At 36.2% G+C, this 25,258-nt stretch carries 22 protein-coding genes and 1 pseudogene; 3 read left to right on the top strand and 20 right to left on the bottom strand.

Going from position 1 to position 25,258, the window contains the following annotated elements; genetic code table 11:
• Window positions 1–56 precede the first annotated feature (56 nt).
• The 3 genes from ACRX5O_RS20535 to ACRX5O_RS20525 all read right to left on the bottom strand — a co-directional run bounded on the left by ACRX5O_RS20535 (window position 57) and on the right by ACRX5O_RS20525 (window position 1,887).
• Window positions 57–209 (bottom strand): hypothetical protein, encoded by a 153-nt coding sequence (locus ACRX5O_RS20535; RefSeq protein WP_433907695.1) that lies wholly within the window; start codon window positions 207–209, stop codon window positions 57–59.
• A gap of 183 nt (window positions 210–392) precedes the next feature.
• Complete coding sequence (locus ACRX5O_RS20530; RefSeq protein WP_433907680.1) at window positions 393–875, bottom strand: HXXEE domain-containing protein; 483 nt, start codon at window positions 873–875, stop codon at window positions 393–395.
• A 136-nt stretch (window positions 876–1,011) separates the two neighbouring features.
• Window positions 1,012–1,887, bottom strand: a complete 876-nt coding sequence (locus ACRX5O_RS20525; RefSeq protein WP_433907679.1) for a LysR family transcriptional regulator — start codon at window positions 1,885–1,887, stop codon at window positions 1,012–1,014.
• 118 nt (window positions 1,888–2,005) lie between these two features.
• Between ACRX5O_RS20525 and ACRX5O_RS20520 the strand changes: the two genes are divergently transcribed.
• Window positions 2,006–2,713 carry a class I SAM-dependent methyltransferase gene (locus tag ACRX5O_RS20520; RefSeq protein ID WP_433907678.1) on the top strand — a complete coding sequence of 236 codons (708 nt, stop codon included), beginning with the start codon at window positions 2,006–2,008 and terminating at the stop codon, window positions 2,711–2,713.
• Window positions 2,714–3,563: 850 nt separating this feature from the next.
• On the opposite strand, the gene ACRX5O_RS20515 is transcribed toward ACRX5O_RS20520, so the two are convergent.
• The 5 genes from ACRX5O_RS20515 to ACRX5O_RS20495 form a co-directional block, all read right to left on the bottom strand.
• Window positions 3,564–4,832 carry an FtsW/RodA/SpoVE family cell cycle protein gene (locus ACRX5O_RS20515; RefSeq protein ID WP_433907677.1) on the bottom strand — a complete coding sequence of 423 codons (1,269 nt, stop codon included), beginning with the start codon at window positions 4,830–4,832 and terminating at the stop codon, window positions 3,564–3,566.
• 5 nt (window positions 4,833–4,837) lie between these two features.
• The gene (locus ACRX5O_RS20510; RefSeq protein ID WP_433907676.1) at window positions 4,838–5,248 is read right to left on the bottom strand and encodes a PadR family transcriptional regulator; all 411 of its coding nucleotides are present in this window, start codon (window positions 5,246–5,248) and stop codon (window positions 4,838–4,840) included.
• Window positions 5,249–5,250: 2 nt separating this feature from the next.
• A complete protein-coding gene (locus ACRX5O_RS20505) occupies window positions 5,251–5,784 on the bottom strand; it encodes a sigma-70 family RNA polymerase sigma factor (RefSeq protein ID WP_433907694.1) in 534 nt (177 codons plus the stop codon).
• Window positions 5,785–6,096: 312 nt separating this feature from the next.
• Window positions 6,097–6,372: a hypothetical protein gene (locus tag ACRX5O_RS20500; RefSeq protein WP_433907675.1), complete on the bottom strand. Its 276-nt coding sequence runs from the start codon at window positions 6,370–6,372 to the stop codon at window positions 6,097–6,099.
• Window positions 6,373–6,405: 33 nt separating this feature from the next.
• Entirely contained in the window at window positions 6,406–6,747 is a 342-nt protein-coding gene (locus tag ACRX5O_RS20495; protein ID WP_433907674.1) for a hypothetical protein, read from the bottom strand.
• Between the two features lie 264 nt (window positions 6,748–7,011).
• Here ACRX5O_RS20495 and ACRX5O_RS20490 point away from each other — a divergent pair, with 264 nt between their 5' ends.
• Complete coding sequence (locus ACRX5O_RS20490; protein WP_433907673.1) at window positions 7,012–8,442, top strand: ATP-binding protein; 1,431 nt, start codon at window positions 7,012–7,014, stop codon at window positions 8,440–8,442.
• Window positions 8,443–8,710: 268 nt separating this feature from the next.
• On the opposite strand, the gene ACRX5O_RS20485 is transcribed toward ACRX5O_RS20490, so the two are convergent.
• Window positions 8,711–9,118, bottom strand: coding sequence for a GNAT family N-acetyltransferase (locus ACRX5O_RS20485; RefSeq protein WP_433907672.1), 408 nt, complete (start codon window positions 9,116–9,118; stop codon window positions 8,711–8,713).
• Between the two features lie 708 nt (window positions 9,119–9,826).
• Entirely contained in the window at window positions 9,827–10,678 is an 852-nt protein-coding gene (locus ACRX5O_RS20480; protein ID WP_433907671.1) for an aldo/keto reductase, read from the bottom strand.
• Window positions 10,679–10,898: 220 nt separating this feature from the next.
• Between ACRX5O_RS20480 and ACRX5O_RS20475 the strand changes: the two genes are divergently transcribed.
• The gene (locus ACRX5O_RS20475; protein WP_433907670.1) at window positions 10,899–11,816 is read left to right on the top strand and encodes an AraC family transcriptional regulator; all 918 of its coding nucleotides are present in this window, start codon (window positions 10,899–10,901) and stop codon (window positions 11,814–11,816) included.
• A gap of 96 nt (window positions 11,817–11,912) precedes the next feature.
• On the opposite strand, the gene ACRX5O_RS20470 is transcribed toward ACRX5O_RS20475, so the two are convergent.
• The 10 genes and pseudogenes from ACRX5O_RS20470 to ACRX5O_RS20425 form a co-directional block, all read right to left on the bottom strand.
• Window positions 11,913–13,763 carry a DUF2264 domain-containing protein gene (locus ACRX5O_RS20470; protein ID WP_433907669.1) on the bottom strand — a complete coding sequence of 617 codons (1,851 nt, stop codon included), beginning with the start codon at window positions 13,761–13,763 and terminating at the stop codon, window positions 11,913–11,915.
• Between the two features lie 32 nt (window positions 13,764–13,795).
• The gene (locus ACRX5O_RS20465) at window positions 13,796–14,920 is read right to left on the bottom strand and encodes a glycoside hydrolase family 88 protein (protein WP_433907668.1); all 1,125 of its coding nucleotides are present in this window, start codon (window positions 14,918–14,920) and stop codon (window positions 13,796–13,798) included.
• A 13-nt stretch (window positions 14,921–14,933) separates the two neighbouring features.
• Entirely contained in the window at window positions 14,934–16,760 is a 1,827-nt protein-coding gene (locus ACRX5O_RS20460) for a hypothetical protein (RefSeq protein ID WP_433907667.1), read from the bottom strand.
• An 11-nt stretch (window positions 16,761–16,771) separates the two neighbouring features.
• Window positions 16,772–17,605, bottom strand: coding sequence for a carbohydrate ABC transporter permease (locus ACRX5O_RS20455; RefSeq protein WP_433907666.1), 834 nt, complete (start codon window positions 17,603–17,605; stop codon window positions 16,772–16,774).
• Window positions 17,606–17,620: 15 nt separating this feature from the next.
• Entirely contained in the window at window positions 17,621–18,502 is an 882-nt protein-coding gene (locus ACRX5O_RS20450) for a carbohydrate ABC transporter permease (protein WP_433907693.1), read from the bottom strand.
• Window positions 18,503–18,762: 260 nt separating this feature from the next.
• Complete coding sequence (locus tag ACRX5O_RS20445; RefSeq protein WP_433907665.1) at window positions 18,763–19,593, bottom strand: hypothetical protein; 831 nt, start codon at window positions 19,591–19,593, stop codon at window positions 18,763–18,765.
• Window positions 19,594–19,778: 185 nt separating this feature from the next.
• Window positions 19,779–20,268 (bottom strand): annotated as a pseudogene (locus ACRX5O_RS20440) (lipid II flippase family protein); the annotation flags it as partial.
• A gap of 50 nt (window positions 20,269–20,318) precedes the next feature.
• Window positions 20,319–21,314 (bottom strand): DUF3231 family protein, encoded by a 996-nt coding sequence (locus ACRX5O_RS20435; protein WP_433907692.1) that lies wholly within the window; start codon window positions 21,312–21,314, stop codon window positions 20,319–20,321.
• Window positions 21,315–21,828: 514 nt separating this feature from the next.
• The gene (locus ACRX5O_RS20430) at window positions 21,829–23,442 is read right to left on the bottom strand and encodes a response regulator transcription factor (RefSeq protein ID WP_433907664.1); all 1,614 of its coding nucleotides are present in this window, start codon (window positions 23,440–23,442) and stop codon (window positions 21,829–21,831) included.
• The gene (locus ACRX5O_RS20425; RefSeq protein WP_433907663.1) at window positions 23,420–25,255 is read right to left on the bottom strand and encodes a sensor histidine kinase; all 1,836 of its coding nucleotides are present in this window, start codon (window positions 25,253–25,255) and stop codon (window positions 23,420–23,422) included. The genes ACRX5O_RS20430 and ACRX5O_RS20425 overlap by 23 nt, the downstream gene beginning before the upstream one ends.
• Between the last annotated feature and the right edge of the window lie 3 nt (window positions 25,256–25,258).

Genomic DNA, 25,258 nt, shown 5'->3' with positions numbered 1-25,258 from the left:
GCATTTATTTCGCCGGGTTTATATTTTTATTTTAAGTTTAATATAGACCATACTTTTCATTCAGGATTTTTTGGTAATAGTAAACTTTTTTGAAGGAGCGAAATATAGTCCTGTGCACGTGCGACATGCTTGAACTTGGCAATATCAACACCTATATTAAGAGTCTGAGAAGTGCTTTTAGCAATCTTTTCATTTTGGTAAAAACTCATTTTTATCCTCCTGGTTAAATGAGTTTGTCCCTTTCACGTGCAGGCTTTAGGACTCTCTCAATCTACCAAGAGGTTCTTACCCATTTTCATTCATTACAGAAGTTCACTAAGCCTGACTAATATTCTACCCTAACCTACTTTAGTGAAAAAAGTGATCTCTCCCCATTGAAAGGTTTTATTCAATTAATAATTTAGTAAATTTCCTCCGAACATAAACAAAAGAGGAATCATAGCTAATAAAATTATTCCAATTACAACTGTTGATACAATTATTTCTTTTAGAGTAACCAAATTTAATTCATGTAATTTAAAAAGTATAACGGTGTTGATTGGTATATTTAATAGTAGAGCTGTAGCTAAACCAGGTGCGTATGTTTTCATTAATAAAGTAGCTATTAGATGGGGAAAAATTGCATTAAAAATCATAGAGCCTATAAAGCCAATGAATGCCCACTTAATTATATTTGATTCTGAAAAGTTTAAATACAGAAAAGCCACTAAATATGCAAGTGCAGTAATGATCAACACTGCAAAATGAAATTCATTGGGTGTTACTGTTTTTTGAAAGGATGAATCAAGCTGAGACCATTTAGGTAACCATATGGCTTCTTCTAAATTATGTAATGTAATTGCTAAACAAAAGAATATAGCATAATAGCTTTTCACATAATCCCTCTTTTTTAATTATTTGTTTAATAATCCTGCTCCTTTTGATTAATAAGGATTTTTATATCAAAGGGCATTAATTCAGCCTTTTGGAGCAATGCCACTCAATGCCCTCATTAGTTCAAAAAGCCAAATTTTAATTCTCTTTTAAAGCCTCTCTTAAAAAAGTAATAAAACTCCTTACCTCATTTGTTTCTACTTTTGTTAGTACGTATGTTGTAGAAGTAGGTGTTGAGACTTTTTCAGACTTTATCTCTAAAAGATTGTTTTTTATTATTTCTTCTTTAACCATTGAATAAGGTAAATATGAAACACCAAGACCATTTTCTATAAATCTTTTTGTCACTTCTACTTGGTTTACTACCATAGTTCGAACTGTTGGGTAGTGCCTCTTCACATCATTTAATAAAGAGTCCCAATAATCAGGGTGATTGTGAGTGATAAGTCTGTAATTAGATAATGCTTCGCTTTCCACAACATTGCTGCTGTCTTGGTATGTATTAGCTCCAACTAAAATTACTGGTTCTTCGTGTATAGTTTCAATTTTTAGATTTGCTTGTAAAGGCAGTATTCTTGATAGTCCTAAATCTGCTTTTCCATCTCTTATTTCATCACCTATTTCAAATGATTTAATGACATTTATAAACACTTCTATATCTGGATTTTCGTCTATAAATGCTCGTAACAACGATGGTAAAAACGATGATGCAATTTGAGGTGCTGTCGCAATAGTTAACTTTCGATTATAGCCTTGTTTCCAGGATTCAAAGCTGTCAATCCCTTGTTCATACTTTGAGACGAATTCCTTTGCAAAAGGAAGAAATTTATACCCTGCTGGAGTCAGGGTAACTGTTTTCCCTTTCCGTTCAAATAACTGAATATTAAGGTCCTCTTCAAGCTTTTTAATATGTTTTGTGATAGCAGGTTGAGTTAAAAATAATTCCTCCGAAGCTTTTCTGAAATTTTCATATTTTGCAGATATGATAAATGTTTTTATCCATCTAATATCCATAATCCCCACCCTTAAACGTAATAACGATTTGTTATTAAAAACTATCAAATTAGTTAATTTTAATTATAGATAATATTCTTTATAATTCAATTAACAAGTTAAAGGGGGAATAATTACAATGGTTTACAAAAATTCAAGAGATTCCATTGTTCAAAAATTTAATGAGAATGCAGAAAAATATGACTCTCAACGAAGTAAACTGATCCCATGTTTTGATGATTTTTATTCTATACCAGTATCAATAATGAACACTTCCTCTTCATCGCCAACTGTTTTAGATATTGGTTCAGGAACTGGTTTATTTTCATCTTTTATTTTAAATAAATATCCTGAAGCGAAAATTACTCTTATTGATATTTCAGAAAAAATGATAAATATTGCTAAAGATCGCTTTTCTAATTTAACAAATATAAGTTATATCATTGCTGATTATACCTCTTATGAGTTTCGACATAAGTATGACATCATTGTATCCTCTCTATCTATACACCATCTAACAGATTTGGAAAAGAAAAACTTATACAAACGAATTTATAAGTTATTAAATGATGGTGGAATTTTTGTAAATGCAGACCAAGTTCTAGGACAAACAGCTTCTCTAGAAAAAATATATAAAAATGACTGGAAAATTAAAATCGAGAAGAGTGGTTTAACAGAAGAAGAAATTCATTCTGCATATGAACGGACTAAGTTAGATAAGATGTCCACTTTAGCCGAACAGTTGAGCTGGTTAAATGAAAGTGGTTTTAAAGATGTTGACAGCATTTACAAATACTTCAACTTCGTTGTAATGTATGGCAGAAAATATACGGCTACTTCAACTTGATTTTATTCTTCCATGAAAACTGTATCAACTCTTTCAAGCGGTCACACACACTCTAATACATCCCCAAATTTTGATAAAGATAAAAACCATTCAATATCAATATAGATAGTTCGGTTTTGAAGTACAAAATATTAGAACTAACCTTGCTATTCCAACGGTATTTCACACTTAAATTACAGGAAATTTGATAAGCAAAAATGCTTGGAACATTGTTTCTCCAAGCATTTTATACATTGGTTTCACTAATTTTGAAAAATAAACGGAGAATTTCCGTTTATTTCGGGAAATACCAACATTTCCCGCAAAATAAGCGGAGTTTTTCCGCTTATATGAACCTAATCTTTAGATTTAGGTATATATAGAAGTTAATCGGAATATATCCGCTTATATCTGCTTCTTGAGCCCTTACTATACACATTAACCTGAATTTCTCCGCCTATGAATTCCTATACCTCCTCGAAAAAGTCCACAATGAATAACAACAGAATCTTTTCTAACTTAAAATCCAAAAACCTACCTACCACTCTCAGCACATCAATCCCCAATTAAATTAACAAACAAATTCGAACACTGACACTAACTTTGGTCATCCTGTTAAAAAAGGTGCGAACTAAGGTGCTAAAATACCATTACATTTATGGAAAGCCTTGATATCAACAAAAAAGGTGCAGTCCAATTCAGTTGCGAATTGGACTGCTAATTTGTTTACTAGTTAAGTTTATGTACTCGAAAACCGAACCCGTTAATATCAATATAGAATGCTTTTTTACTAACTGGACATCTTCTTCTGGTACAAAAAACAATAAACGGCTATCGTTAATGACAGCGGTTTTACAATTAAGGAACGTAATCATAAATTCAAAACTAAGTTTTTCCTACGATACACGCTTAATACGATCCCAATTAGTAGAGAATTTAAGACCGTTGGCGTTAGTCCGTAACTAATAAATGGTAATGACATCGATATAATTGGAAATAATCCAAGAATCATTCCAACATTATATACAATTTGGGCAGAGAGTAATGAACATACTCCTAGGATTAGTTGCTTACCAAAATGATCTTTTACCTGTGCAGAAAGGATGATTAATCTATACAGAAGTAAAGATAGTATAGTGAAAAGGAACGCAGAAATGATCCAGCCATTAAAATAGGTAATATTGGCAAACACCATATCTGTTGTTAATTCATGTACATAAGTTTTGGGAGTATTTTTATTACCAAACCAACCTCCTGCAGTTCTTAAATCTCTTAAAACCAGGTACATATAACCTGCACTATGTTCGTATTCAGTTGGGTTTAAAAATGCTAACAATCTAACCTTTTGGTATTCTTTTGTAGTAAACCAAAACACACTAACAGTGGTGAGAAGGAGACCAAAAGAAACTCCAATGGTTGTATAAATATTTCTTTTACTAAAAGAACTAAAAATAAACAATATAAACACTAACATAGAAAAAATAAAAACATCAGGAAAGCTAGGCAATTGCATAAACAAGAACACAGAAATCAAGTAAACACTTAGTACTACGATTAATTTTGGTTTTTCTTTAGATAGATAAAACGCCCAAAACACCAAAAAGATAGGCAATAGAGATGCCCCACTAATAGTAAAACCCATGATTCGTATATATGAAACTCCATTAAGAACCAAGTTCGGAATAAAGTTCAGGGCAAGTAATAATCCAAGCGCTACAATAAGAAATAGCCAACCCAGTTTCTTTATTTTTCTATAATCAATCAACATAACAATCATAGAAATGAAAATTCCTAAAACTATATATGTCAATTGCTTGATCAGTAGATTTTCCGAGTAATTCTCCTGTACATTTATAATCGGCAATATCCCCATAAAAATAATGATGATAAAAAGACCAAATAGTTTCCAATCAAAAACAGGACGATACAGTTTATTAAAGTGAGTACCAAGTTCTGATGGGCTCCCCATTTGTTTGATGGCTTTTTCTTCCGCTTCGTTTTCATTTGCCCCCTTAGATACTAATTCTGACTTAGACATTTTTAGGTGATAACTTAGCTCTCTGTAGACAACTTCCTTCGCTTCTTTTGATCTTATATGTTGTAATACTTCCCCTAAGAAATGCTCCTTAAGTTTACTCATATCCATTACCTCTCCAATATTTCATTTAGCAAGTAAGCTTTCCAATCACCTTTGTTTTCAAAGGTTTTTAATAATTTTAAGCCCTTGGTACTAAGCTGGTAGTACTTAACATCAGGTTCTTCCCAGTAGGTATTCAAGTACCCCTTATGCTCGAATTTATGTAAGGACATATAGAGGAAGCCCTCTTCGTTTTCAAACTTTTCAATCCCTCTTGCACGCAACAGTCTACTCAATTCAAAACCCGTGCGTTTTTCTTTAAGTAACTGAAAAATGGCTAATAATACATCCTCTTCTGAAGTTGCAGATAGCTGGTTAATTTGTCGCCTAATGCTAGTTTTATGTTTATCCGTAAAATTCAGGTCCTGTAAAACCGTTCTTTTCATAGCATTTTTTATGTTTTTTAAACGATCTTCCATGGTTATACCTCCAAGCTCTCTTTTAAGATTTCTTTTGCTCGTTTTAGCCTGGTTTTAATCGTATTCTGATTCACACTTGTCAGGTAGGATATTTCCTTAATCGTAAGTTCTTCGAAGTAATATAAATAAATCACTTCCCTGTATGTATCTGGTAAACTCAAAACTGTTTTTACTAATTCTTCGTCTTCATATCTCTGAATAACTTGGTCTTCCACCTCTGTCTCCTGACTTGGGGCATGCCTTAGTTTTTCCTCAGAAACAACGATATGCTTATGATGCCAGCTCCTTAGATAGTCCTTACAATGATTGATGGCAATTCTCCAAATCCACGATTTTAAAGATGCTTTTCTTTGATATTGTTCTAATCTTTGATAGCATTTCACAAATATCTCTTGCGTTAGGTCTTCTGCAATCTCCCTCTTACCAACGTATGAATAGGTAAGTTGCAATAATGATTGCCCATAGTCATCCATTAATTGATCGATTAGTTTCTCTCTGTCATGTACGATCATGTCTTCAATGATACTTTCTTCCAATGCCATCTGCTCCCTTCCACCCATTAGACGATTCTAAAGTAAAGAAAGTTTTTACAATATGATGTTAATTGTTTTCTCCCTATAAAAATGAGCTTAGAAATTACCGTTATCAGAAAAATAGAAAAAGCAATGCTTGATCAAGCATCGCCTGTTAGATAAGGATCAAAAATTAGTGTTGAAGTAGCTTTTATTAGGACCTTGGAAACCGATTATTCTACCGAATTTATCCAAATTAGAAAATAATGTTTCCATGTGAGTTTCTTACAAGACATCTCACCTCATTATGTGGATTCCTCGCTAATCATCTTAAAACTAACATATTGTAGTCTGACCCCTTGTAATTTCACCATCTCGGTCATCAATATAATCTATTCCGTTCTCACAATTTTCTTCTTTCTCCCACACAATAATATACTCATTTTTTTTGTGAGTTACAGAAATAATATCAACTGTACCATTGTTATTCGTATGATGTTCGATCACTATTGATTTCGCTTGTTCTTCTGTTATTTTAGGATTTATATTTTTACAACCATTGGAAATAAACAATAATAAAACAAATATAACAACACAACCAATTTTTTTCATTTTCCCCCTCCTATACACTGAGACGTACTTTCGTCATTCATATCCATTAAAATGTTCAATTTTCAATCCTCGCGTCTGGGGAGGGTTAGACTCTCTAATGTAATCATACCAAACTAAAATATCCTTTTCTTCTACTAGGTTATCTAACATCTTCTCATCCTCAACACTGACTCTTATTGTGTCTGATATATTCTTTGAATCACCCATTAATTCAAGAAACACACCTTTTGAGTGTATTGTTAAAATTCTTCCTTGTATGATTTTCTGGTCAGATAACTCATCTCGTGCATTTTCATGTTGACTATTATTTGAACAACCAACAGTGCAAATAATTAGGCTTAAGATAAATAGGGATAGAAATTTCATCCTTATCATAAGAATCACCTCAGCTAATTAGTCGGAGGAAAATCTTTTTTGTTACATTCAAATTCATGAATAAAATATGAGCCAGATTCTACGTATAGTGGACGTCTTGAGCACGTGGGAGTAATTCCATGTTAGAAACAAATTCTACTTATTTAATGGGTAGGATTTGTTTTTATTTATGTTATAATTTTAGCTTATGGCTATGTACTAATTGTCTAATGTAAAATTAACTATGCATGAATTTTAAGTATAGAGTAATAGGAGTAACCTTGTATGATTGTTGGATTATTGATTTGCGCTATTGGCATGATCCCTATTGTGTTGGCGTTTAGTGTTAATAAAATTTATAAAAAGTCGAATTTAACTCTAGGAATTACCTTGTTAATGGTGATGATATCGGGTTGGCAACAAGGGATAGGTGTTCTTTACTACACGGATCTGTTAGACGAACAATCAGCTTTTTGGTTATTTAGAATTTTAAGGTTTGCTCCAACCTTCTCCGTACCAGCTACCTTTTTTGTAGCCTATTGTACGATAAAAGGTTTTTCGGTTACCTTAAAAAATGACTCCATCTTAAATAGAGTCGTCAATTTTATATTTACTAAGAAAATGATGATTCATTTAATCATATGGACTTCTTTTGTTTATTTCATTAGTTGGACAGACTTTGGAATGAAAGGTTTGGAAACAAGACGTATTTCCACATCTGATATTGAGTTTTATTTTCCTGTATATGGTGAATGGGCCGCGGTTTATGTTTTTCACATGGCTAGTTTAATTATATTTTTGCTCTTTTTATTCTATATCTCCACAAAAATTCGCAACACAAACATTAGGAGTTTCTTAAAACAATTCTCCTTGTATACATTACTTTTGTTTCTACTCGGGTTATTTAACTTTAATCCCGAAACAGGTATTATCATGGGAAGTTTAGGAGTAATTATTTTTTCAATTATGGTTATGTTTGAATTTATTAAATTGAACGCCATTATTGAATTTAATTATTACCAACTAAGGGAAAGGCAAAAAAAGTTAGACTTTACGGGAAACTTTGTTGGAAGTCTTATACATGAGATGAAAAACACCTCGACCATTATCAGAGGTTTCTCGAAGCTTATCATGGAAGATAAAGAACTGACTAAGATGCAGCAGGGTGCCTTGGATATGATCTATAAAGCGACGGATCAATTGGAACAGCTCTCATTCAATTATAACGAATTTATTATTCATTCTAAAATGAGCTTTAAGACGGAGAACATTGTCTCCATCATTAAAGATTCGATTGAACTGTCTAGCGAATTTACCAAGCAAAACAATATCGAAATTGAGTTAATTGACTCCCATAAATCTTTAAAGGCCTTTGTGAATAAATCATATTTGCAGCAAGTGTTTATCAATCTAATTAAAAATAGTTCAGAAGCGACTCCCCCAGATAGAGAAGAACGAAAGATAACGATTCTTACAAATATGAATGAAGATTATATTGTGATTGACTTTTTCGATACGGGAAAAGGGATCCCGGAATCTGATTGGGACCATATTTTTGATCCCTTTGTATCGTCCAAAGATGATGGAACAGGAATGGGACTTCCGTTTGTAAAAAAAATCATCTTTGAACACCGTGGAGATATTGTTGTTGTGGATAGTACATCATTAGGAACCCACTTTAAAATTCTCATCCCTCAATTGGGAAGTGACACATAAATTGGGGCTAATTAACGTATTGAGAGGTTCTGAAAAAACCAATCAATTGGTAACAATACAGTATTATTAAATTATTTGTTGGTAAAATTTAAGTGTTTAAGATCGAAATAAAGAAAAAAAGCCGGTTTACTTTTCCACTAGGATTAGATAATCGGCTTTTTCTGTAACTAGACATATGACTAATTTTCGTTGATGGTTCATATTTGCATCACCTTGTAAATCGTCAAACATCCAGCTTTCTCCCCCATATAGTTCGTTGAATACTTGCTTATAAAAATATCGACATACCAGGTGCATCAGATTCTCGGCTTATAAAGCCTAGTTTAGGATAAAATTCTTGTTTACCTTTTGCACAAAATAATTGAACCCACTTAATTCCTTCCTCTTCACATTTTTTTAGCAATGCTTCCATTAGTTTTTTCCCAATACCTTGTCCTTGATATTCAGAATGAACCATTACATCACAAATAAGAGTTTGATAAATTCCGTCCGAGATAATCCGGCCAAAACCGATTAAATTTCTATTATGATAGATAGAAATGGAGTACCAGCTGTTACAAATTGCCGTATATAATTGGCCATATGTATACAACCCTTTTGCATTCCAGCCAGTTGTTTGATGCAACTTTATAAAATCTTCTTTAGCAGGACTTAGCTCATCGAGTTCAATCTCCATCAATACTTCTCCTTTCTAATAAATTATTTTATAAGAAGAAAATCATATGTATATTTATACCACCGTTCATATTTTTACTCAACCGACCTGATTTATTTCTTAAACATATTTGCACTAGATCAATTAACGAAATAACGAGGTCAACACAAAAAACGCTTGGGTTATCTTTAACTCAAGCGCTTTAACTGATATATAATGCTTTTCTATATCTTATTACTACGCGAATGTCTTTTTTCAGCCGCACTTTGTATAAATAAGAAAGCAAATAACCAAACAATACCTTGTATAATTATAGTCGTCCAAATACTAATAGGGAACAAAACGGAAAATAAAAATAACAATAATCCACTAAACAATATCAATGTTAAGCCAATAGAAAATGCCACCTTTTCAGGTAACGCTTTAATTTTATTTAACATACTATCACCTCGCCAAGTCCTTTAAAAGACTAAAGTAATTTTTATCTACTTATTATTGTTCATGTCAGAATTATTAAAGATTACTTATTCAATGTTTGTACACACGATTATTTTAACATAAAATGACAATTGCCTATGTGTATTTTTTACCTATTATTAGAAATAACTCAGAGGCTAGTGTAATAGAATTAGAAACTTTCCTTCTTTTATTAAATAATGTTTGTCCATGTCTCATGAGATATATCGTCTTTTTCATTTGTATCCCCCTTATTGAAACATAAAAGAGTATTTAAATATCAAGTTTACGGGTACCAATCCATTTCACCATTTCAGGGTCTCTATGTGAAAAGAACAAGCTTTCTTTCATGTCTAAAGTAGAAATCTGCTCCATATCTCCTTGAGTCAAATCAAAATCGAAGATATTAAAGTTTTCAATGATTCTTTCTTTGCGAGCTGACTTTGGAATGGCAACGACTTCTCTTTGTGTCAGCCAACGTAAAATCACTTGAGCAACGGATTTATTATGCTTTTCTGCAATAGAAACTAATACTTCATTCTGGAAAATATCATTTTTCCCTTCAGCAAAAGGTCCCCAAGACTGTATTTGTACATGATTCTCTTTCATGAATTGAGCACTTTCTATTTGCTGGTTGAATGGATGAGTTTCTACCTGGTTAACCGCAGGAATCACTTCATTATGAAGGATTAAATCGATCAAGCGGTCTGGATGGAAGTTACTTACTCCGATAGCCTTGATTTTACCTACTCGATATAATTCTTCCATCACACGCCAAGAACCGTATACATCTCCATATGGCTGATGAATTAAATACAAATCTAAATAATCCAATTGCAGTCTTTCTAATGATTTTGCGAATGCTCTCTTTGTGCTCTCGTAACCAGCATCCTGAACCCATAGTTTGGTTGTAATGAACAATTCCTCTCTTGGTACACCACTCCGCTTAATGGCTCTGCCCACGGCTTCTTCATTTAAATAAGAGGCAGCCGTATCTATCAGACGATAGCCTGTCATAAGAGCATCGTAAACGGCTTGTTCACATTCTTTAGGATCATTCATTTGGAAAACACCAAAGCCTAGTATGGGCATCTCCACACCATTATTCAATATTAATTTTTGCATATAAATTCCTCCTGTATTTTATAATTTGTGCTATTAGTAATCGTGAGTTTCATCTATTCTCCGCTTATGAAAGGCTTCGTACTTAATTATTATGCAACAAATCCTTAGGCGACTGATATCCCATTCCTATCAATTCATTGCCTAATCCTCTCTCTCCCCTTTCGCAACAGAGTTACCTCCATTACAATTGAGATATCATAATGGAAGAAAGGAGATCTGTATGTTTAAAGAAGTCCATACATATCAGGCTGAACTTTCCAAACTTATTAAGTCACACACAGGCCAGGACGTTGGTCATGAGACTGCGATTCCGTCTTTATTTTTCTCTCATTACTCGAATGTCGCTGGACCATTTTACGGTGTTACTAAACCTTCCTTATGTATCGTCGTCCAAGGGATGAAAGAGGCCATGCTGTCACAGGAGCTCTTTAGGTACGGACCTGCCGATTACCTTGTTTCATCCGTTAACTTGCCCATTATCGGACATGTAACGGTAGCTTCTTCCGAGGTTCCATATTTGGCTCTCAAACTTGAATTTACACCTAATGAAATTTTAGAAGTTTTAGGAGAATTTCAAATAGGGGTGAATGAAAAGGAAAATAGGAACAGAGGTATGTATGTTAACTTGATAGAGTTACCTCTGTTAGACGCAGTAACCAGATTGGTTCGTTTGCTTGACCATCCTGAAGATATCCCTATTCTCTATCCTCTTATCAAAAAGGAAATCATCTATAGGGTTCTAAAAGGACGACATGGTGATGCGCTAGGACAAATTGCGGTTGAAGGAAGTTCTACCTATCAAATCAGTGACGCGATTGAACATATCATGAATCATTATGATCGGGCTATACGGGTGGAGGAACTAGCGGAACTAGCAAAAATGGGTGTCTCTTCGCTTCATAGACTTTTTAAAGAGGTTACAGCCATGAGCCCTATCCAGTTCCAAAAACAACTGAGACTGCAGGAAGCTCGGCATTTGTTATTAACTGAGGCGGCAGGTGCTGCCGATGTCGCATTCCGAGTTGGCTATGAAAGTCCATCCCAATTCAGCCGTGAATATTCTAGACTATTTGGTTTACCACCTAAAGAAGATATCAAGCGACTGAAAGAAACCTATGATAAAAAGAAAAACGCATAAAGGATCAAGGAGCAGTGGCTTAGTTCAACTGCTCCTTGATGCGTAATTTTGTGAGGTTTGATTCTAACTAAAATGCCTTTCATTAAATAAGAACACCTAGAAAGGAATGATGAGTTGATCCACCCCTTGACCAACTGTGATCTTACCATCTTGTACCTTAACCTCCGGAACAGATTCCCATCCATTCATCACCCCATCCGTTCCCACTTCCCCAAACACTGCATTAATCATCCAGTGTATACCAGGTTGATAACTAGATTTGATGGTGGGAATGACGGTTCTTGCTTGCATAAGATTTGTATTCGCATGTGGATATAAGAGCTCTGCCTGGCCGTTTTCATCTAAGCTTTTAATGCCGCTTGCTCCCCATGGGAAAAAGCTTGCGCATTGTTTGGGTTGTTGAATAATTTTAGCTGTTTGACCATTTATTTGACTATTCTCTAGTCCCAACGCAAAACCTCCATCTGCACAATCGAGGCGTCTGCCCGTATCAATGCGATGGATACGCAGATGCCATGGTGCTCCTGATACGATCCAGGTTTGGATCTCCACATCTGACCATGGTTTCCAGCTTGTGTAGATGACATCATCGGTTATTCGATATTCCTCACAGATTCTTTTTCCTCGATAAATATTGTCGCCTTCACTGACCGCCAACATGGAATCAAAAGCACCTTGCGCTAATCCCCACTCTGCTTTAGAAACGCTGAATCCAAAAAAGTTGGAGTAGACGAATTTTTCATATTTGGCTGCCGTATGAGGATGTTCATTCGTGTGCTGATACCCCGCATTAAATGCAACGACATGATCACTTTCCTCTTGTCGATGGACAATCAATCGAGGAGAGGCTTGGGTCACCTTTTCCTTTAATGCTGGTAATGGCTCCTCTTCTGTTGTCCAAAATGGATGTGTTTCAGGCAAAGCCAACACCATATAGGTTTTCAGAGCCCAATAAGGTGAACCTGGAGAGTTATAGTTTTCTGCCATCACTAAGTTTGGATAACGGTACCCGATTGTGAGCAAACCCTTGGAGTCAAATATCGGCTGACTAAACCACCAGCGAAGGTTTCTTAGAATGATTCCTTTCAATACACCTAAAGAAAATGGTTCCACTTCTGCAAACACTAATGCACACCAAAAGGCCGAGTGGGAAAATCGATACGTTAAACTTCTTCCATAAGGAAGAGCTGATCCATCGTTAGCGAACCAATAGATAAAGTCTTTTGCGAAGGATTCCCCTCGACTTCGGTAACGCTCCGCCCGTACAGGGTCCTCTTCTCTCATTAACTTGCTATATAGAAGACTATAAAAATGAATGGCGAATGGCCCATAATAATCACAGTGAGCATCAGGACCGTCTGAATACCAGCCATCACCCAAATAAAATTCATCGATACGATTGAGGTTATGCTTCAACTTCTCCCGGTCGTACGGTAGACCTACCCGCTTGAAACCAAGATTCACAAGCACCGGAAAAAACAGCCAGTTGCAATCGTACACGCTGATTTGGTTGATTTGATTCAGCCATTGAAATAGGTTTTCTTTTTCAAGGTCATTTAAGGGATCGCAAATTCTCTCAGGAACTAGGGCAAGGGCATACCCAAACGCAGCCATTTCCACCGCACGTTGATCAAAGTCCGTAATCTCTCCCCAATACTCCTCATGGGACGGATCCGTTCCATTTTTAATCCCTTGTAAATGATCATCCCACATGTCTGAGCTTTCTCCGCCTGCCATAAGCGGAACAAGTCCCCATAGAATTCGAGAGAAGCCTTCCATTCCTGCAATGCAATCCGAGTAACTAGTTCCCGTGTTTCCTATTTCAAGCCGTGCTTTGCCCTTGCTATACAAGGGTTTTAACGGTTTTAGGATTTGCGATAATGAATCAATGAGATCTTGGCGTGTTTTGAGTGGATTCCTTTGAATGGGTAAATCGAGCTTTAACATCGACACCATTCCTCCTTCCTTTTAGCAAAAATCTACCAAAATAATTCTCTATAACCTTTTAATCTAGCCATTCCTTCTACAAAAAAGTAATCACCATAAATAAGGGGATTATCAGTGTATTTTCCTTCTGGGAAATGGCTTGTTCCATGTAAAATTAACCCCTCTTCAGTGCCTTCCCAATCCCCATAGTTTTTATATAGTGATTCTAAAATGTTCACTCCCGCCTTTTGATAAGTGGCTGCTTCTGTAGAAGGCACCTTTTCTGCTAATAAAAGAAGGCCACAAGCGGCAATCGCACCCGCAGATGAATCCTTTGGTGACTCCACATCATGTGGAAGGCGGAAATCCCATGCCGGTACCAGATCTTCAGGAAGGTGTGAGAGAAAGAAATGAGCGACTCTTTTAGCTGCCTCTAAATAGGTTGCTTCCTTCGTATAATGGTAGCTTAACGTCAACCCATAAATGGCCCATGCCGCTCCTCTTGACCAGGCAGAAAATGGAGCATACCCTTGGCCACCTAACGCTTCGATTCTTTCTCCCGTTTCAGGATCAAATCGAACAATATGATGAACGGCGCCATCACTGCGAATAAAATGCTCTAACACGGTATCGGCGTGCTTTTTCGCCACACTCTTAAATCTTGGATCACCTGTTTCTCCTGATGCCCAGTACAAGAGAGGAAGATTCATTAAGCAATCGATAATCGCCACCCCACTATTGTCTTCGCCCTCTGTCCATGGATTCCAGGCTCTAATAAAGTTTCCATTCACATTAAAGCGGCCCATCAATAGATTCGCTACTAACAACGCACGCCGCTTAGAATCCTCATTTCCTGTTAACTTATAATGAGCCACACTCGTTAAGGTCCACATAAATCCCATATCATGGTCCAGTCGATAGTAATTTTGTTGAACAGCATCCAGCTTCTGTTCACATTCCTCTGCTAGATTCATTAATTCCTTGTTTTGCGTATCTCGATACACCTGCCACAATATTCCTGGCCAAAAACCAGCCGTCCACCAATACGGCTCGGCTAAATCGTATTGACCATCTTTACTCGCATGAGGAAAATTCGCCCCCATTCGCTGACTGGTTCTTTCTATTTTTTTCACGATCTGTTCCCAAGCGGTGTTTACCCAAAGCAATTGTTCGGTCATCGTCTATTCCTCCTTATTCAAATTGAAAAACCAACTCTACTTTACAATTCTTAACTGGGTGTAAAACGGTAAAGTCGAGTGCCAAGTGTTCTTCTGTTACACCAGAATGATTGATAAACTCGAACTTTTTCACATCTAAGTACAGCTGTCTTTTATCATATAAAATTCTTACTCTACTTTTTCCTTCTAAAACTACACCATCCTCTTCCTCTGTAATCAGTAGAGATGGAACAATCAATCGTTCAATGATCAATACCGGTTGTTCGGTAAAGGTGTAGGTATCCTCCAAAACCAGCTTAGGTAGATTCTTTTTTACCCATGAAAACTTCCGTATCAATGATGATAATGTGTCCACTTCATAGGCTTTAACTAGATCCAACTCAAAGAAATCGACCTCTTCTCCTGCATCCGCCTGTAGAATTCTAGCAAAATGAGATTCGCCCTCTACCTGGTATTGATGATTAATGATCGGAACCGAATGCCCCTGTGACCCATTCCCTACAAAGGTGTAACGCTTCTCACCGAAATAATCTTTATTGTATAAGCCCGATCCTAAATCCTTTAAAAATACCTCTTGATTCCCCTGCAGGATAAAGTGACCAAGATCGTTATGATTATGCGGTTCATCATTATGCCCACCTTTTGCCGCAAAGGAAAAACTTCCCGTGGGTTCATGATATCTTGAAATCATCCATCCTGAATCTTTTGAGTAGAAGGTTCCACTTCCCCAAGCCTTTTCTTCAGCATTTTCATCAAACCACAAAAGATTTCGGATGGCTGGTGCCCATCTGCTGCAGTGGTCATCTGTATACTTTGCCCGAAGCTCTTGTCTAGGAACCTCCACATCACCGTAAATCTGACTCAAATAATGACTGAGTCCTAAATAGACAGAAGCTGTCGGAACGGCATCCGAAAAGTTCACCACGAGATGGTCCTCTAAAAAACATCTTTGTTGAAAAAAGGCGATTTGATGAATCTTCTCTGAAGCAAATAAATCCAGTTTCCCTAAAGTCCGCTTTTTTAATAAATCGGCAAAATAGACATAGTATCCAAAGCCATATTGCCAATATCCATAGCCTTCGAGGCAAAAACCATCCTTATTAAATCCACTCAAATAACAATCCATCGCTGGTAGTACCTTTTCTAAAATGATGGCTAACTCTTCTTGGTCATCTATTAGATGAAAGGCCGCTGCCCCGATCGAACCTGCACAAACAGCTGCCCAATTATGGGTCTCGGTTTCCCATTTGAAGGTGGTGCGAATGAAAGAAGAAAAAATCCTTTTATATATTTCTTCATAAATGCGCTTACATATTAACGGTGACAAAGAGTCCTCGGTTAGTTTCAATATTTCTGCCAACGAAAAGGCTGTTTCTGCAGCAAACAAGTCAATCGAATACTGCTGTATCATCGGGGTATGCAAGGAGTAATGTATATTCGTTGATGTTTCGTTGCTGTGTAATAAATGAGCAGGAAGGCACCAAGAATACTCATTACAAATGGACCAAATACAATTTTCTAATTCTTCTCGATACACTATATTGTCAGGTTCGAGTAATACCATAATGGCAAAGGTAGTCAGACGCCTTCTTTTTTCAAAATACACCTTTTCATATTCCACTCGTGAGCCATTTTCTTCAAAAAGCTTAAACAAAGAATACGATAGTTCTGGCTCTTTTTCTTGAAGTAATCTTTTCCCTTCCATTTGAATTTCATCGAGAAATGGCTGGTAGGTTGGGGTATTCTTTACCTTCCTCCACCAATGATTCTTCGCTTCGTTAGTATCAAACAATAATGGAGCTTCCATATCTAGCAAGCTTTTAAAATCTGAAGTATTCAAAGTTTACCCTCCTAGCCCTTGACTCCACCTAGCGCAATTCCTTCAATCACCTGTTTTTGACCGATAATAAATACAATCACCAACGGAAGAATCGCTGAAACCGCTGCTGCCATGATCAACGAGTAGAATTCGCCATTAATGGTGGTGAATTTTTGCATGGCCAGCTGAATCGTTAATAAGTGATCCGTTCGTAGGAATATCAATGGATTTTGATAATCATTCCACGTCCAGATAAACCTGAGGATTCCATAGGTGGCTATGGCTGGCTTTACGATTGGCAAGGCGATCGACCAGAATATTTTCCAATGGCCCGCACCATCAATTTTGGCTGCTTCGATCAGATCATTATGAATACTCATGAAAAATTGGCGGAGCATAAATGTTCCAAGCACACTAAAGCTTCCAAGCAGTATCAGTCCTAAATGACTGTCAAACAAACCAATTTTTCGAAATAAAATAAATTGCGGAACAAGAATCGCCTGTGGTGGCACCATGTAAGTGGCTAACACGATGATAAAAAGGAATTTTCCAAACGGGAACTTTACCTTTGAAAATCCGTATGCTGCAAGTGCCGAAACAACGACAGAAACCAAGGTGGTTAAAACCGTTACTTTAATCGTGTTCCAGTAATACACATAAAACGGGTAATCCCCGAACCAAACTTCTTTATAGTTATTAAAGCCATTCCATCGTTCTGGAATCCACTGAATAGGAAATTTAAACACATCGGCTTCAATTTTAAAGGATGTCGAAAGCATCCAAACAAAAGGCAACAAAAACAAGATACTCACTGCAAGCATCATCACTGTGATAACACTTTTTTTCACTCCTAAGGACTTTGTCATTCTTACTCCCCCCCCTTAATAATTCACCCATTTTTTCTGTCCAATCCATTGAATAATGGTAATAGCGAATACAATTACAAAAAGTACGACGGCCATTGCTGAAGCGGGCCCAATTTTTAAATTCACGAAAGCGGTTTCATAAAGGTTCCAAACAATCATGGAGGTCGAATGCATAGGTCCTCCCTTGGTTAATACCGCCACGAGATCAAATACTTTAAAGGTTGAGATGATACCCGTGATGAACAAGAAGAAGGACGTTGGAGAGATCATCGGTACCGTAATATGTCTGAATTTCACCCATGCATTCGCTCCATCAATATCTGCTGCTTCATACAGATCCTTAGGAATATTTTGCAAGCCTGCTAGAAAGATAATCATATTAAAGCCAATCGATACCCAGACTTGAATGAGCATAATGGAAATCAGGGCGAAGTTCGGATCAGCAATCCATTTTGGAGGACTGTCGATTCCAAGAGACATCAAGACTTGGTTAATCGGCCCAGCAGATGGATGGAATAGCACCTGCCAAACAACAGCGATCGCCACCACACTCGAAATATATGGCATAAAAAAGGCTACTTTAAAAAATCCTTTTAGATACACATTCCGATCAATCGTAATAGCCAATAAAAGGGAGATAATCATACAGATCGGAACGGTCAGGATGAAGATCGCGTTATTTAAGAGTGATTTTAAAAAGACAGGATCTTCAAACAGTCTTGTAAAATTATCAAATCCCACCCAATGCAATTGTGATAATGGGGTAATAAAACTCCATTCGGAAAAACTCAGTACAAATGTCGCCAAAATAGGAATCAATACGAGAACGGACACACCGATGAGCATGGGAGAGACAAATAACAGCCCTGCTACATTTTCATTTTTCTCTTTATTCATTTTTCGAGTCGTACGTCTTCCAACCACCTTTGCTGGTTTGGAGAGTTCAGTGTTGGCACTCATCTTTTTCACCTCGATTTTTTGTATAGTTTTATTATAAAAGAATACTAATTTTCTTTATTAACAGTATTTTGATGTATCACTACACTATTTTGACTTATTTTCCTACGGTGAATAAAAAAAAAGCCACCTCATAAAGAGGTGGACCGCTATTAAACAGTACTGCTAGATTTCCGCTGCGGGTGGACGTTAACCCGGTATTAACGTCCTTTTTTTGTTAAACACTCTTCTTCGGGATTCATGTTCACCTGTATCCACATATCATTGCTTAGTTTTCGATATTGAGCAATTTCTACATCAGTCCCATTCGTCAATGTAACAAAAATAAAACAATAATCAGCTCCATCCGTACCAAGAAAATAAATATTTTTAAAGTATCCATTTTTCACAGTTGGGTACATTTGTTGTATTAATTTGCACCAACTCCCATATTTCACTTCTATGACAGCTTCCCCGTCATGGTCCCAACCATGATATGGTGCACATAAAAAATCCTCTTCAAACTTACTCAAATCTGAGATTCGAAAACCCTCTTTTTCATGAATAAGATAAATAAATCCGTATGAATAACCAAAATACTCCGCTCGCTTACCTTTAAACCCTTCAATCGTTTCAATTTCATAAAATAACTTTATGTCTCTTTTTCCATCAGGTACTCGAAAAAGCTTTATTAAACTCGTATGCCCTATCCCAGCAAACGAATTAAAATATTCATCATAGCTTAATTTATTTTGATACTCTTTAGACAGAAAATTATAGGCAATTGGAAATGGAGTACGTGCCTGACCAACCGAACCGCAACTCCTCCCACCCATATATTCAGCTTCACGCAGGACGCTAAAATAATTAAGAAGGGTATCTTCGGGGGTTCTAGTCAATTCAGAAGGTAATTTGATTTGGTCATGAGTTTTTTCAGAAAAAAGTGAAAAGAACTCAGAACTGTTAAATCTTAAATTTAAAGCCTTCAAACAAGATGGACGGAAATATTTTTGATGATAAGACGTTATGTCCCATTTATTCCGTTTTTGCATATACATCACCCACTCTTAGTTTATGGGCGCAACTATGGATAGGTGAAATATATGTATTTCCTTTCAACTATTTACTGTTATTTCGTATTATGACCTCAGATTAGTAAAATCCAATAAATTGGGACTACAACTATAAAAAATATAGGCATTAATTCTTCATCCGAATCAATGCCAACGTTATTTTCCTATACAATGAATTTGGTAAACCAAGCGATATATTCAGCCCCTTGTATAAAGAACAATTGAGCTAGTAATGTACCTAACAAACGAGAGGTAATCATCATTAGCGATACAGCCTTTAGATTGGTATAACTTCCCCTTTGATTAATAACATCATCAGCAAGTATAGAAATTTTCGGGTCAATAAATATGGTAAGTAGGTTCGTTGCCACTCCATTAATAAGTCCCGATGCCATTATAGAGGTCGATGCTCTTTCTGGAGCTATTAAAGATGCATATAAGGCTTGATAGTACACCAATTGTATAAATGGCCGTTATGACCATATTTATGATAAACAATCTAATCGGAATATCTTTCAATCTAATATCCACTAAGTAAGAGGGTCTAGGTAAGTGGATATGTTTTATTCCACGTTTCATAAACTCAAAAGTCAAACCTTTCTTTATCAAAGAGGAGAAGTAGGTAGCTCGGAGAGTTAGGAGGTAAAAGATAGCCAAAAATTCCAAAAGCTAGGAATTGTTCCTAGCTTCCAGTTTCCGAAATATTATTTATCATTCCTTTCCTTTGCAAGCGATTCTCGATCACTTGCTGTTGGAGGCTGCTCTAACCATCCATTTTTTATCATTAGGTTTGCTCCGTCTTCTGCAAAGTGTAAAAGTTCTAAAATTAGTCGTAAGTAATCAGCACCTAAATCTCTTCTTGCATTAACACTCAAAGCTGAACCATAATATGAAAGAGTTAATTGTGTAGACAATTGAATTTGGTACAACATATATTTATCTGAAAAGGTCATTGAAGTAGAGTTCGTGATCATTGATTGCCAGGAAATAGGTGAATTTAATTTATCTTCCTTAAGTACCGATTCAAATATTTTTATGTGTTTATTGGCAATGTCCAGTCCCCTCTTGAAATGTAGACGAGCCTCTTTTGATTGTGCTACTTGGATGAATCCCACTTTTAAACCAGCATGTAAATGCATTTTTAGCATATTGAAAGTAATATCTCCTATTTCCATAGCATTCAGCGGACGACGATCTCCTAACCATCCAGTTAAAAAACTTTGGTGCTTTACAAAATCGATTGATTCAGGTGGTGTAATAATAGGAGGTCGAGTAAAAAGTCCTTTTGAAAGCATTAAATCAATGGATTGATCAAAAAGCTCCATCGTTTCGGACATACAGGTTATGTAATACTTCCGTAAGTCAGAACGAACTGAATTACTAACAGATAAAGCATACCCAGTCATTCCTTGCAAAGTCATGATATAAATATAATTTAGGTAGAAAGAGTCTTGAAAAAGACGTGGTGCGTAAATGTTTACGTCGTCTTTTTCTGTAAACCCACGTGGAATAGGGTGATTTTCTTTTAACATGAATACTGTAATTTCTTGGACATGCTTTTTGGATAATTCAAGGGAAGTTTGGTAGATCGATTTGACTTCCTGATCTTCGATATGTTCGAGTGCATAACGAAAGAAACAAATGGACATTGTATCAAAAATGTATTGAGTCCATAGGCTTGCAATTTCGGAGCAGTTAATCGAATTGGGCTATTTGTCTCCAATGTTCATCCTCCGATTTACGATATTATTTAGTGTTTTTATTGTTTTCTCAGAGAATGAAAAATATGTAAAAAGTTAGAAACTCCAACAATCACATGATTTTACTGATAAGAAACACGTATAGATTTGAAAAAACAGCATATTTCGAATACATTCCGAAGCCCCCAGCTAGTAAGACGAAGGCTTTTTCCCCATTGGTTTTCACCTCTAATTAAACAAACTAATACAATTGTTCTACATTGAAGGGAAGTTTTCCTTTATTATAAAAATCCTTGTTATATAAACCTGCTCCTATTGTTCAAGAAGAAAAATCAAAAGTAGAATATTCAGGGACATCATTTTTAAACGGTTCGACATTCTTATAAACAGTTCAACTTTTTTTATAAACGGTATACCTTTCTTAGAAATCGTACAACTTTCTTTAAAATCTAAGCTTTTCCCGCAGGAGTCGCCACCCTCCACTCAAATCCATTCAAATATACTTTACTAATCCTTACATCTTCCCTGTTCGAAACTCGATCGGTGTGACGCCGACATAGTTTTTAAAGATTTTTATAAAATAGCTTTGGTTGTCATACCCTAGTCTTTCGCATATTTTCCCTACGGAATCGGCTGTTTGTTCTAGTAATTCTTTCGCTCGATTGATTTTCATTTTTGTTACGTATTCAACAAACGTTTCACCGACCTCTTTTTTAAACAAACGGCTAAAATAACTGGGATTGAGGTACAGATGGCTAGACACCTCGTCTAGGCTGATCTTCTTTTCAATATGCAAAGAAACATACTTAAATGCATCTAGTATTTCTTTACGTCTTGTTTGCTGGTACACTTCATTTACTAACGTTAACGTTGTTTTAAAGTAATGAATCCACCACGTATGCAATTCACTTACAAATTGAATATCGAGAATTTCATTATGCATATGTTCCACTGTATGTTGAGACCGGAAAAACTGAAGGGCTTGAAGCTTTCCTCTTAAATCCAATAATAATTTTAGAACCCAGTCCTTAACCATTTCGGGTGGGAATTGATAATCTTTAAGAAACGATGTCCACTTGGTAACAAAAACCGGAATTCTAGCTTCGTCCCTTAGCATGATGAGCTCTCTCATTTCTGCGGCAGCTTCATCATATTTGGAGTACAACTCCTCTGTTTGGGACTCCTGTAGGCTTGCCTTATCAACAATGGCCCCTGGTTCCATGTAAAAACTCTGGTGTTTGCTATTGATCAGGGTGATTACTTCCTGCTTGAACTCTACTAATGTTTTACAACCTTCCCCTACTAGAAAAGAAAGAGAAATGCCTGCTGATTTTTTTATGGCGTGCTGGATCTTCTTCATACTCTCTTTTGCTTCAAAAAGAGCATTGTTCTTTAACACTAATGAGGAAGGAAAAAAGACAAATAGTTCTCTTGGTCCCAGTTGAAAATGAACGGCACCAGAACAAAATCTCTCTATGGCTTCTGAAACGACATTGTTCATCGCAAACATCAATGTATCCTCAGATACAAATTTTTCTTTTGCTAAAGGAAAGTCATGAATCATTGCCAATGACCCAACATAACCGGTTTGGTCAATATGCAGTCCAAGAGATTTGCACTCTGCTAATCTTTCTTTCTCATGAATTTCACACCCATCTATCACTTTTCTAATAAATCTTTGTTTGACACTTTCTTTGTTCCGATCAAGCATTTCCTGAAGCTGAATTTGTTTGATTCTTTTATGATTTTGATCATCAAGTGTATCCTTGAATTTTTTTACTAATTCATATAAATCATCTGGGTCAAACGTGTCTTTCACCAAGTAATCCTGAACCTGAAGCTTTAATGCTTGATGGGCGTACACAAAATCGGAGTGGCACGATAAAATAGCTACCTGTAATTTAGGGTTTTTCTCTTTTAATTTTTTCGTCAGTTCGATACCATTCATTTTGGGCATTCCAATATCCGTAATTAAAATATCTGGCATGTCTTGCATGGCCTTTTCATAGGCACTTGCCCCATTTTCATGTGTGCTTTGCAGCGTTACCCCTATTTTCTCCCATTCAATGGTTTCAGATAATAACTGTAACACCGGATAATCATCATCAACTAGCATCACTTTGTACATCAGGATGACAGCCTCCTTTTTGAATCGTTAACAACACTTTCGTTCCCTCTCCAGGTTTGCTTTGGATATCCATCTGAAAGGACTTGCCAAAAGTGATAAACATTCTCTCATACACATTAGATAACCCTAAGGACGAAAATCCTTTATGATTTTCACTGTTTCTGTATTCAATTCCGGAAGTTTGACTTAGCTTTCTTCGTAAATGAACCAATGCTTCGTGATCCATGCCTTGACCGTCATCTTCAATCACAATCACCATCTGAGAGTCGATGATTTCGGTTCTTACTACGATGGTCCCTGCACTTTGATTCAACCCATGAATGATCGAGTTTTCGATGATTGGCTGCAAGATGAATCGTGGAATTCTGATCGATTGGGCTTCTTCATGTAAACAAAGCTCGACCTTTACTTCTTCCTTTTGTCTCATATTCATAAGATTGATATAATCCAACACAATTTGAATTTCTTCTTGAAAGGTAATGGTTTCTTTATTTTTATCAATCGTCATGCGTAGCAGTTTGGATAAGGAGCTAATCATGTTTGCACTTTCCTTATCTCCTCTTACTAACACTTTCATTCGAATCGAATTCAGGACATTAAAGAGAAAATGGGGATTGATTTGCGCTTGTAGCATGGCAAGCTCTGCTTTACGTTTCCGTTCCTGCGTATCTGTTATCTCTTCAATCATTTCATTCACCCGATCTAACATATGATCAAAGGAATCGGATAGTCTGCCAACCTCATCCCTACTCTGAATACGAGAACGAATCGTTAAATTCCCTTGTTTTACCGATTGCGCCACATTTCCAAGATGAACGATTGGTTTGGTGATCGTTCGCAGTAAATAAGCCATTAAAAAAAGGAAAAGAGCAAAGGAAACAACTTGCACCACAAACACTTTATTGAATATTGAGTTAATTTTATTGACAGCCTGTTTGTAGGGCACGAGTGACACCAGCTTCCACCCTGTAAACGAAATGTTATGCTCTGCAATTAAGTAATCTTTTTTAGAAATTTGAAAAATATTGGATGAGTTCTGTTCCTTCAGCTGTGAACTATATTGAAAGTTTTCACCGATTCTTGAATCGTCACGGTGAGAAAGGATTTGATTCGAAGCATTCAGTAACATCATTTCTTCGTGGCCCTGTAAGCCACTGAACAGTTCATTAATTTTATTCTCCATGATGGTGACAATCACGTATCCATACACCTTTACGTTTTCGTCTCTTAATGTTCTAGCCACAGATATTTGGTATGGATTATTTTTTACTTCTGATTTGATCATGGTTGGTTGACTGCCAATCCATATCGATTCATAGCCTTGGAGGTCATTTAATTGTTTGAACCATTCTTCATGAACCAAAAGATTAGGATCGTATTCCCAGCTTGAATAATTCGTATAGGATTTTCCATTTTTTAAAAGAATCGTCACATACGACTTTTCACCAACAAGGGTAATATTTTCAATCGTTTTATTGATTCTATTTTCATCCATAAATCTTTCATACTCTGATGATGTGGGGTCACTGGTACTTTTCGCTTTTTCTTTTAGAATGGTATTCATTTCCGCATCCAGTTGGATAAAATTTGTTATGTAAAGCATGTCTTCCAATAGCTTTTCCACGTATTCATTCGCTATTGTCAGTTCGCGATTGGCATTTGAAAGCGCCTGTTCCTTCAGCGTATCGGTGGTTAAGTAATTATAGATAAACAACGAGATTGTCGCAGGGATAACTAGGCAAATAATTGAAATAAAAATCACTTTGAACCGAAATGATTTCGGCTCTAGCTTCCAATGTTTCTTAAGCTTCATACG

The organism is Robertmurraya mesotrionivorans (assembly GCF_050971805.1).
Taxonomy (GTDB): Bacteria; Bacillota; Bacilli; order Bacillales; family Cytobacillaceae; genus Robertmurraya_A.
This window is presented reverse-complemented; position numbering and strand designations above follow the sequence as displayed.

Coding starts and splice junctions, on each gene's coding strand:
- ACRX5O_RS20535 (WP_433907695.1), bottom strand. CDS start 209: ATGAGTTTTTACCAAAATGAAAAGATTGCTAAAAGCACTTCTCAGACT.
- ACRX5O_RS20525 (WP_433907679.1), bottom strand. CDS start 1,887: ATGGATATTAGATGGATAAAAACATTTATCATATCTGCAAAATATGAA.
- ACRX5O_RS20520 (WP_433907678.1), top strand. CDS start 2,006: ATGGTTTACAAAAATTCAAGAGATTCCATTGTTCAAAAATTTAATGAG.
- ACRX5O_RS20515 (WP_433907677.1), bottom strand. CDS start 4,832: ATGAGTAAACTTAAGGAGCATTTCTTAGGGGAAGTATTACAACATATA.
- ACRX5O_RS20510 (WP_433907676.1), bottom strand. CDS start 5,248: ATGGAAGATCGTTTAAAAAACATAAAAAATGCTATGAAAAGAACGGTT.
- ACRX5O_RS20500 (WP_433907675.1), bottom strand. CDS start 6,372: ATGAAAAAAATTGGTTGTGTTGTTATATTTGTTTTATTATTGTTTATT.
- ACRX5O_RS20495 (WP_433907674.1), bottom strand. CDS start 6,747: ATGATAAGGATGAAATTTCTATCCCTATTTATCTTAAGCCTAATTATT.
- ACRX5O_RS20490 (WP_433907673.1), top strand. CDS start 7,012: ATGATTGTTGGATTATTGATTTGCGCTATTGGCATGATCCCTATTGTG.
- ACRX5O_RS20485 (WP_433907672.1), bottom strand. CDS start 9,118: ATGGAGATTGAACTCGATGAGCTAAGTCCTGCTAAAGAAGATTTTATA.
- ACRX5O_RS20480 (WP_433907671.1), bottom strand. CDS start 10,678: ATGCAAAAATTAATATTGAATAATGGTGTGGAGATGCCCATACTAGGC.
- ACRX5O_RS20475 (WP_433907670.1), top strand. CDS start 10,899: ATGTTTAAAGAAGTCCATACATATCAGGCTGAACTTTCCAAACTTATT.
- ACRX5O_RS20470 (WP_433907669.1), bottom strand. CDS start 13,763: ATGTTAAAGCTCGATTTACCCATTCAAAGGAATCCACTCAAAACACGC.
- ACRX5O_RS20465 (WP_433907668.1), bottom strand. CDS start 14,920: ATGACCGAACAATTGCTTTGGGTAAACACCGCTTGGGAACAGATCGTG.
- ACRX5O_RS20455 (WP_433907666.1), bottom strand. CDS start 17,605: ATGACAAAGTCCTTAGGAGTGAAAAAAAGTGTTATCACAGTGATGATG.
- ACRX5O_RS20450 (WP_433907693.1), bottom strand. CDS start 18,502: ATGAATAAAGAGAAAAATGAAAATGTAGCAGGGCTGTTATTTGTCTCT.
- ACRX5O_RS20445 (WP_433907665.1), bottom strand. CDS start 19,593: ATGCAAAAACGGAATAAATGGGACATAACGTCTTATCATCAAAAATAT.
- ACRX5O_RS20430 (WP_433907664.1), bottom strand. CDS start 23,442: ATGTACAAAGTGATGCTAGTTGATGATGATTATCCGGTGTTACAGTTA.
- ACRX5O_RS20425 (WP_433907663.1), bottom strand. CDS start 25,255: ATGAAGCTTAAGAAACATTGGAAGCTAGAGCCGAAATCATTTCGGTTC.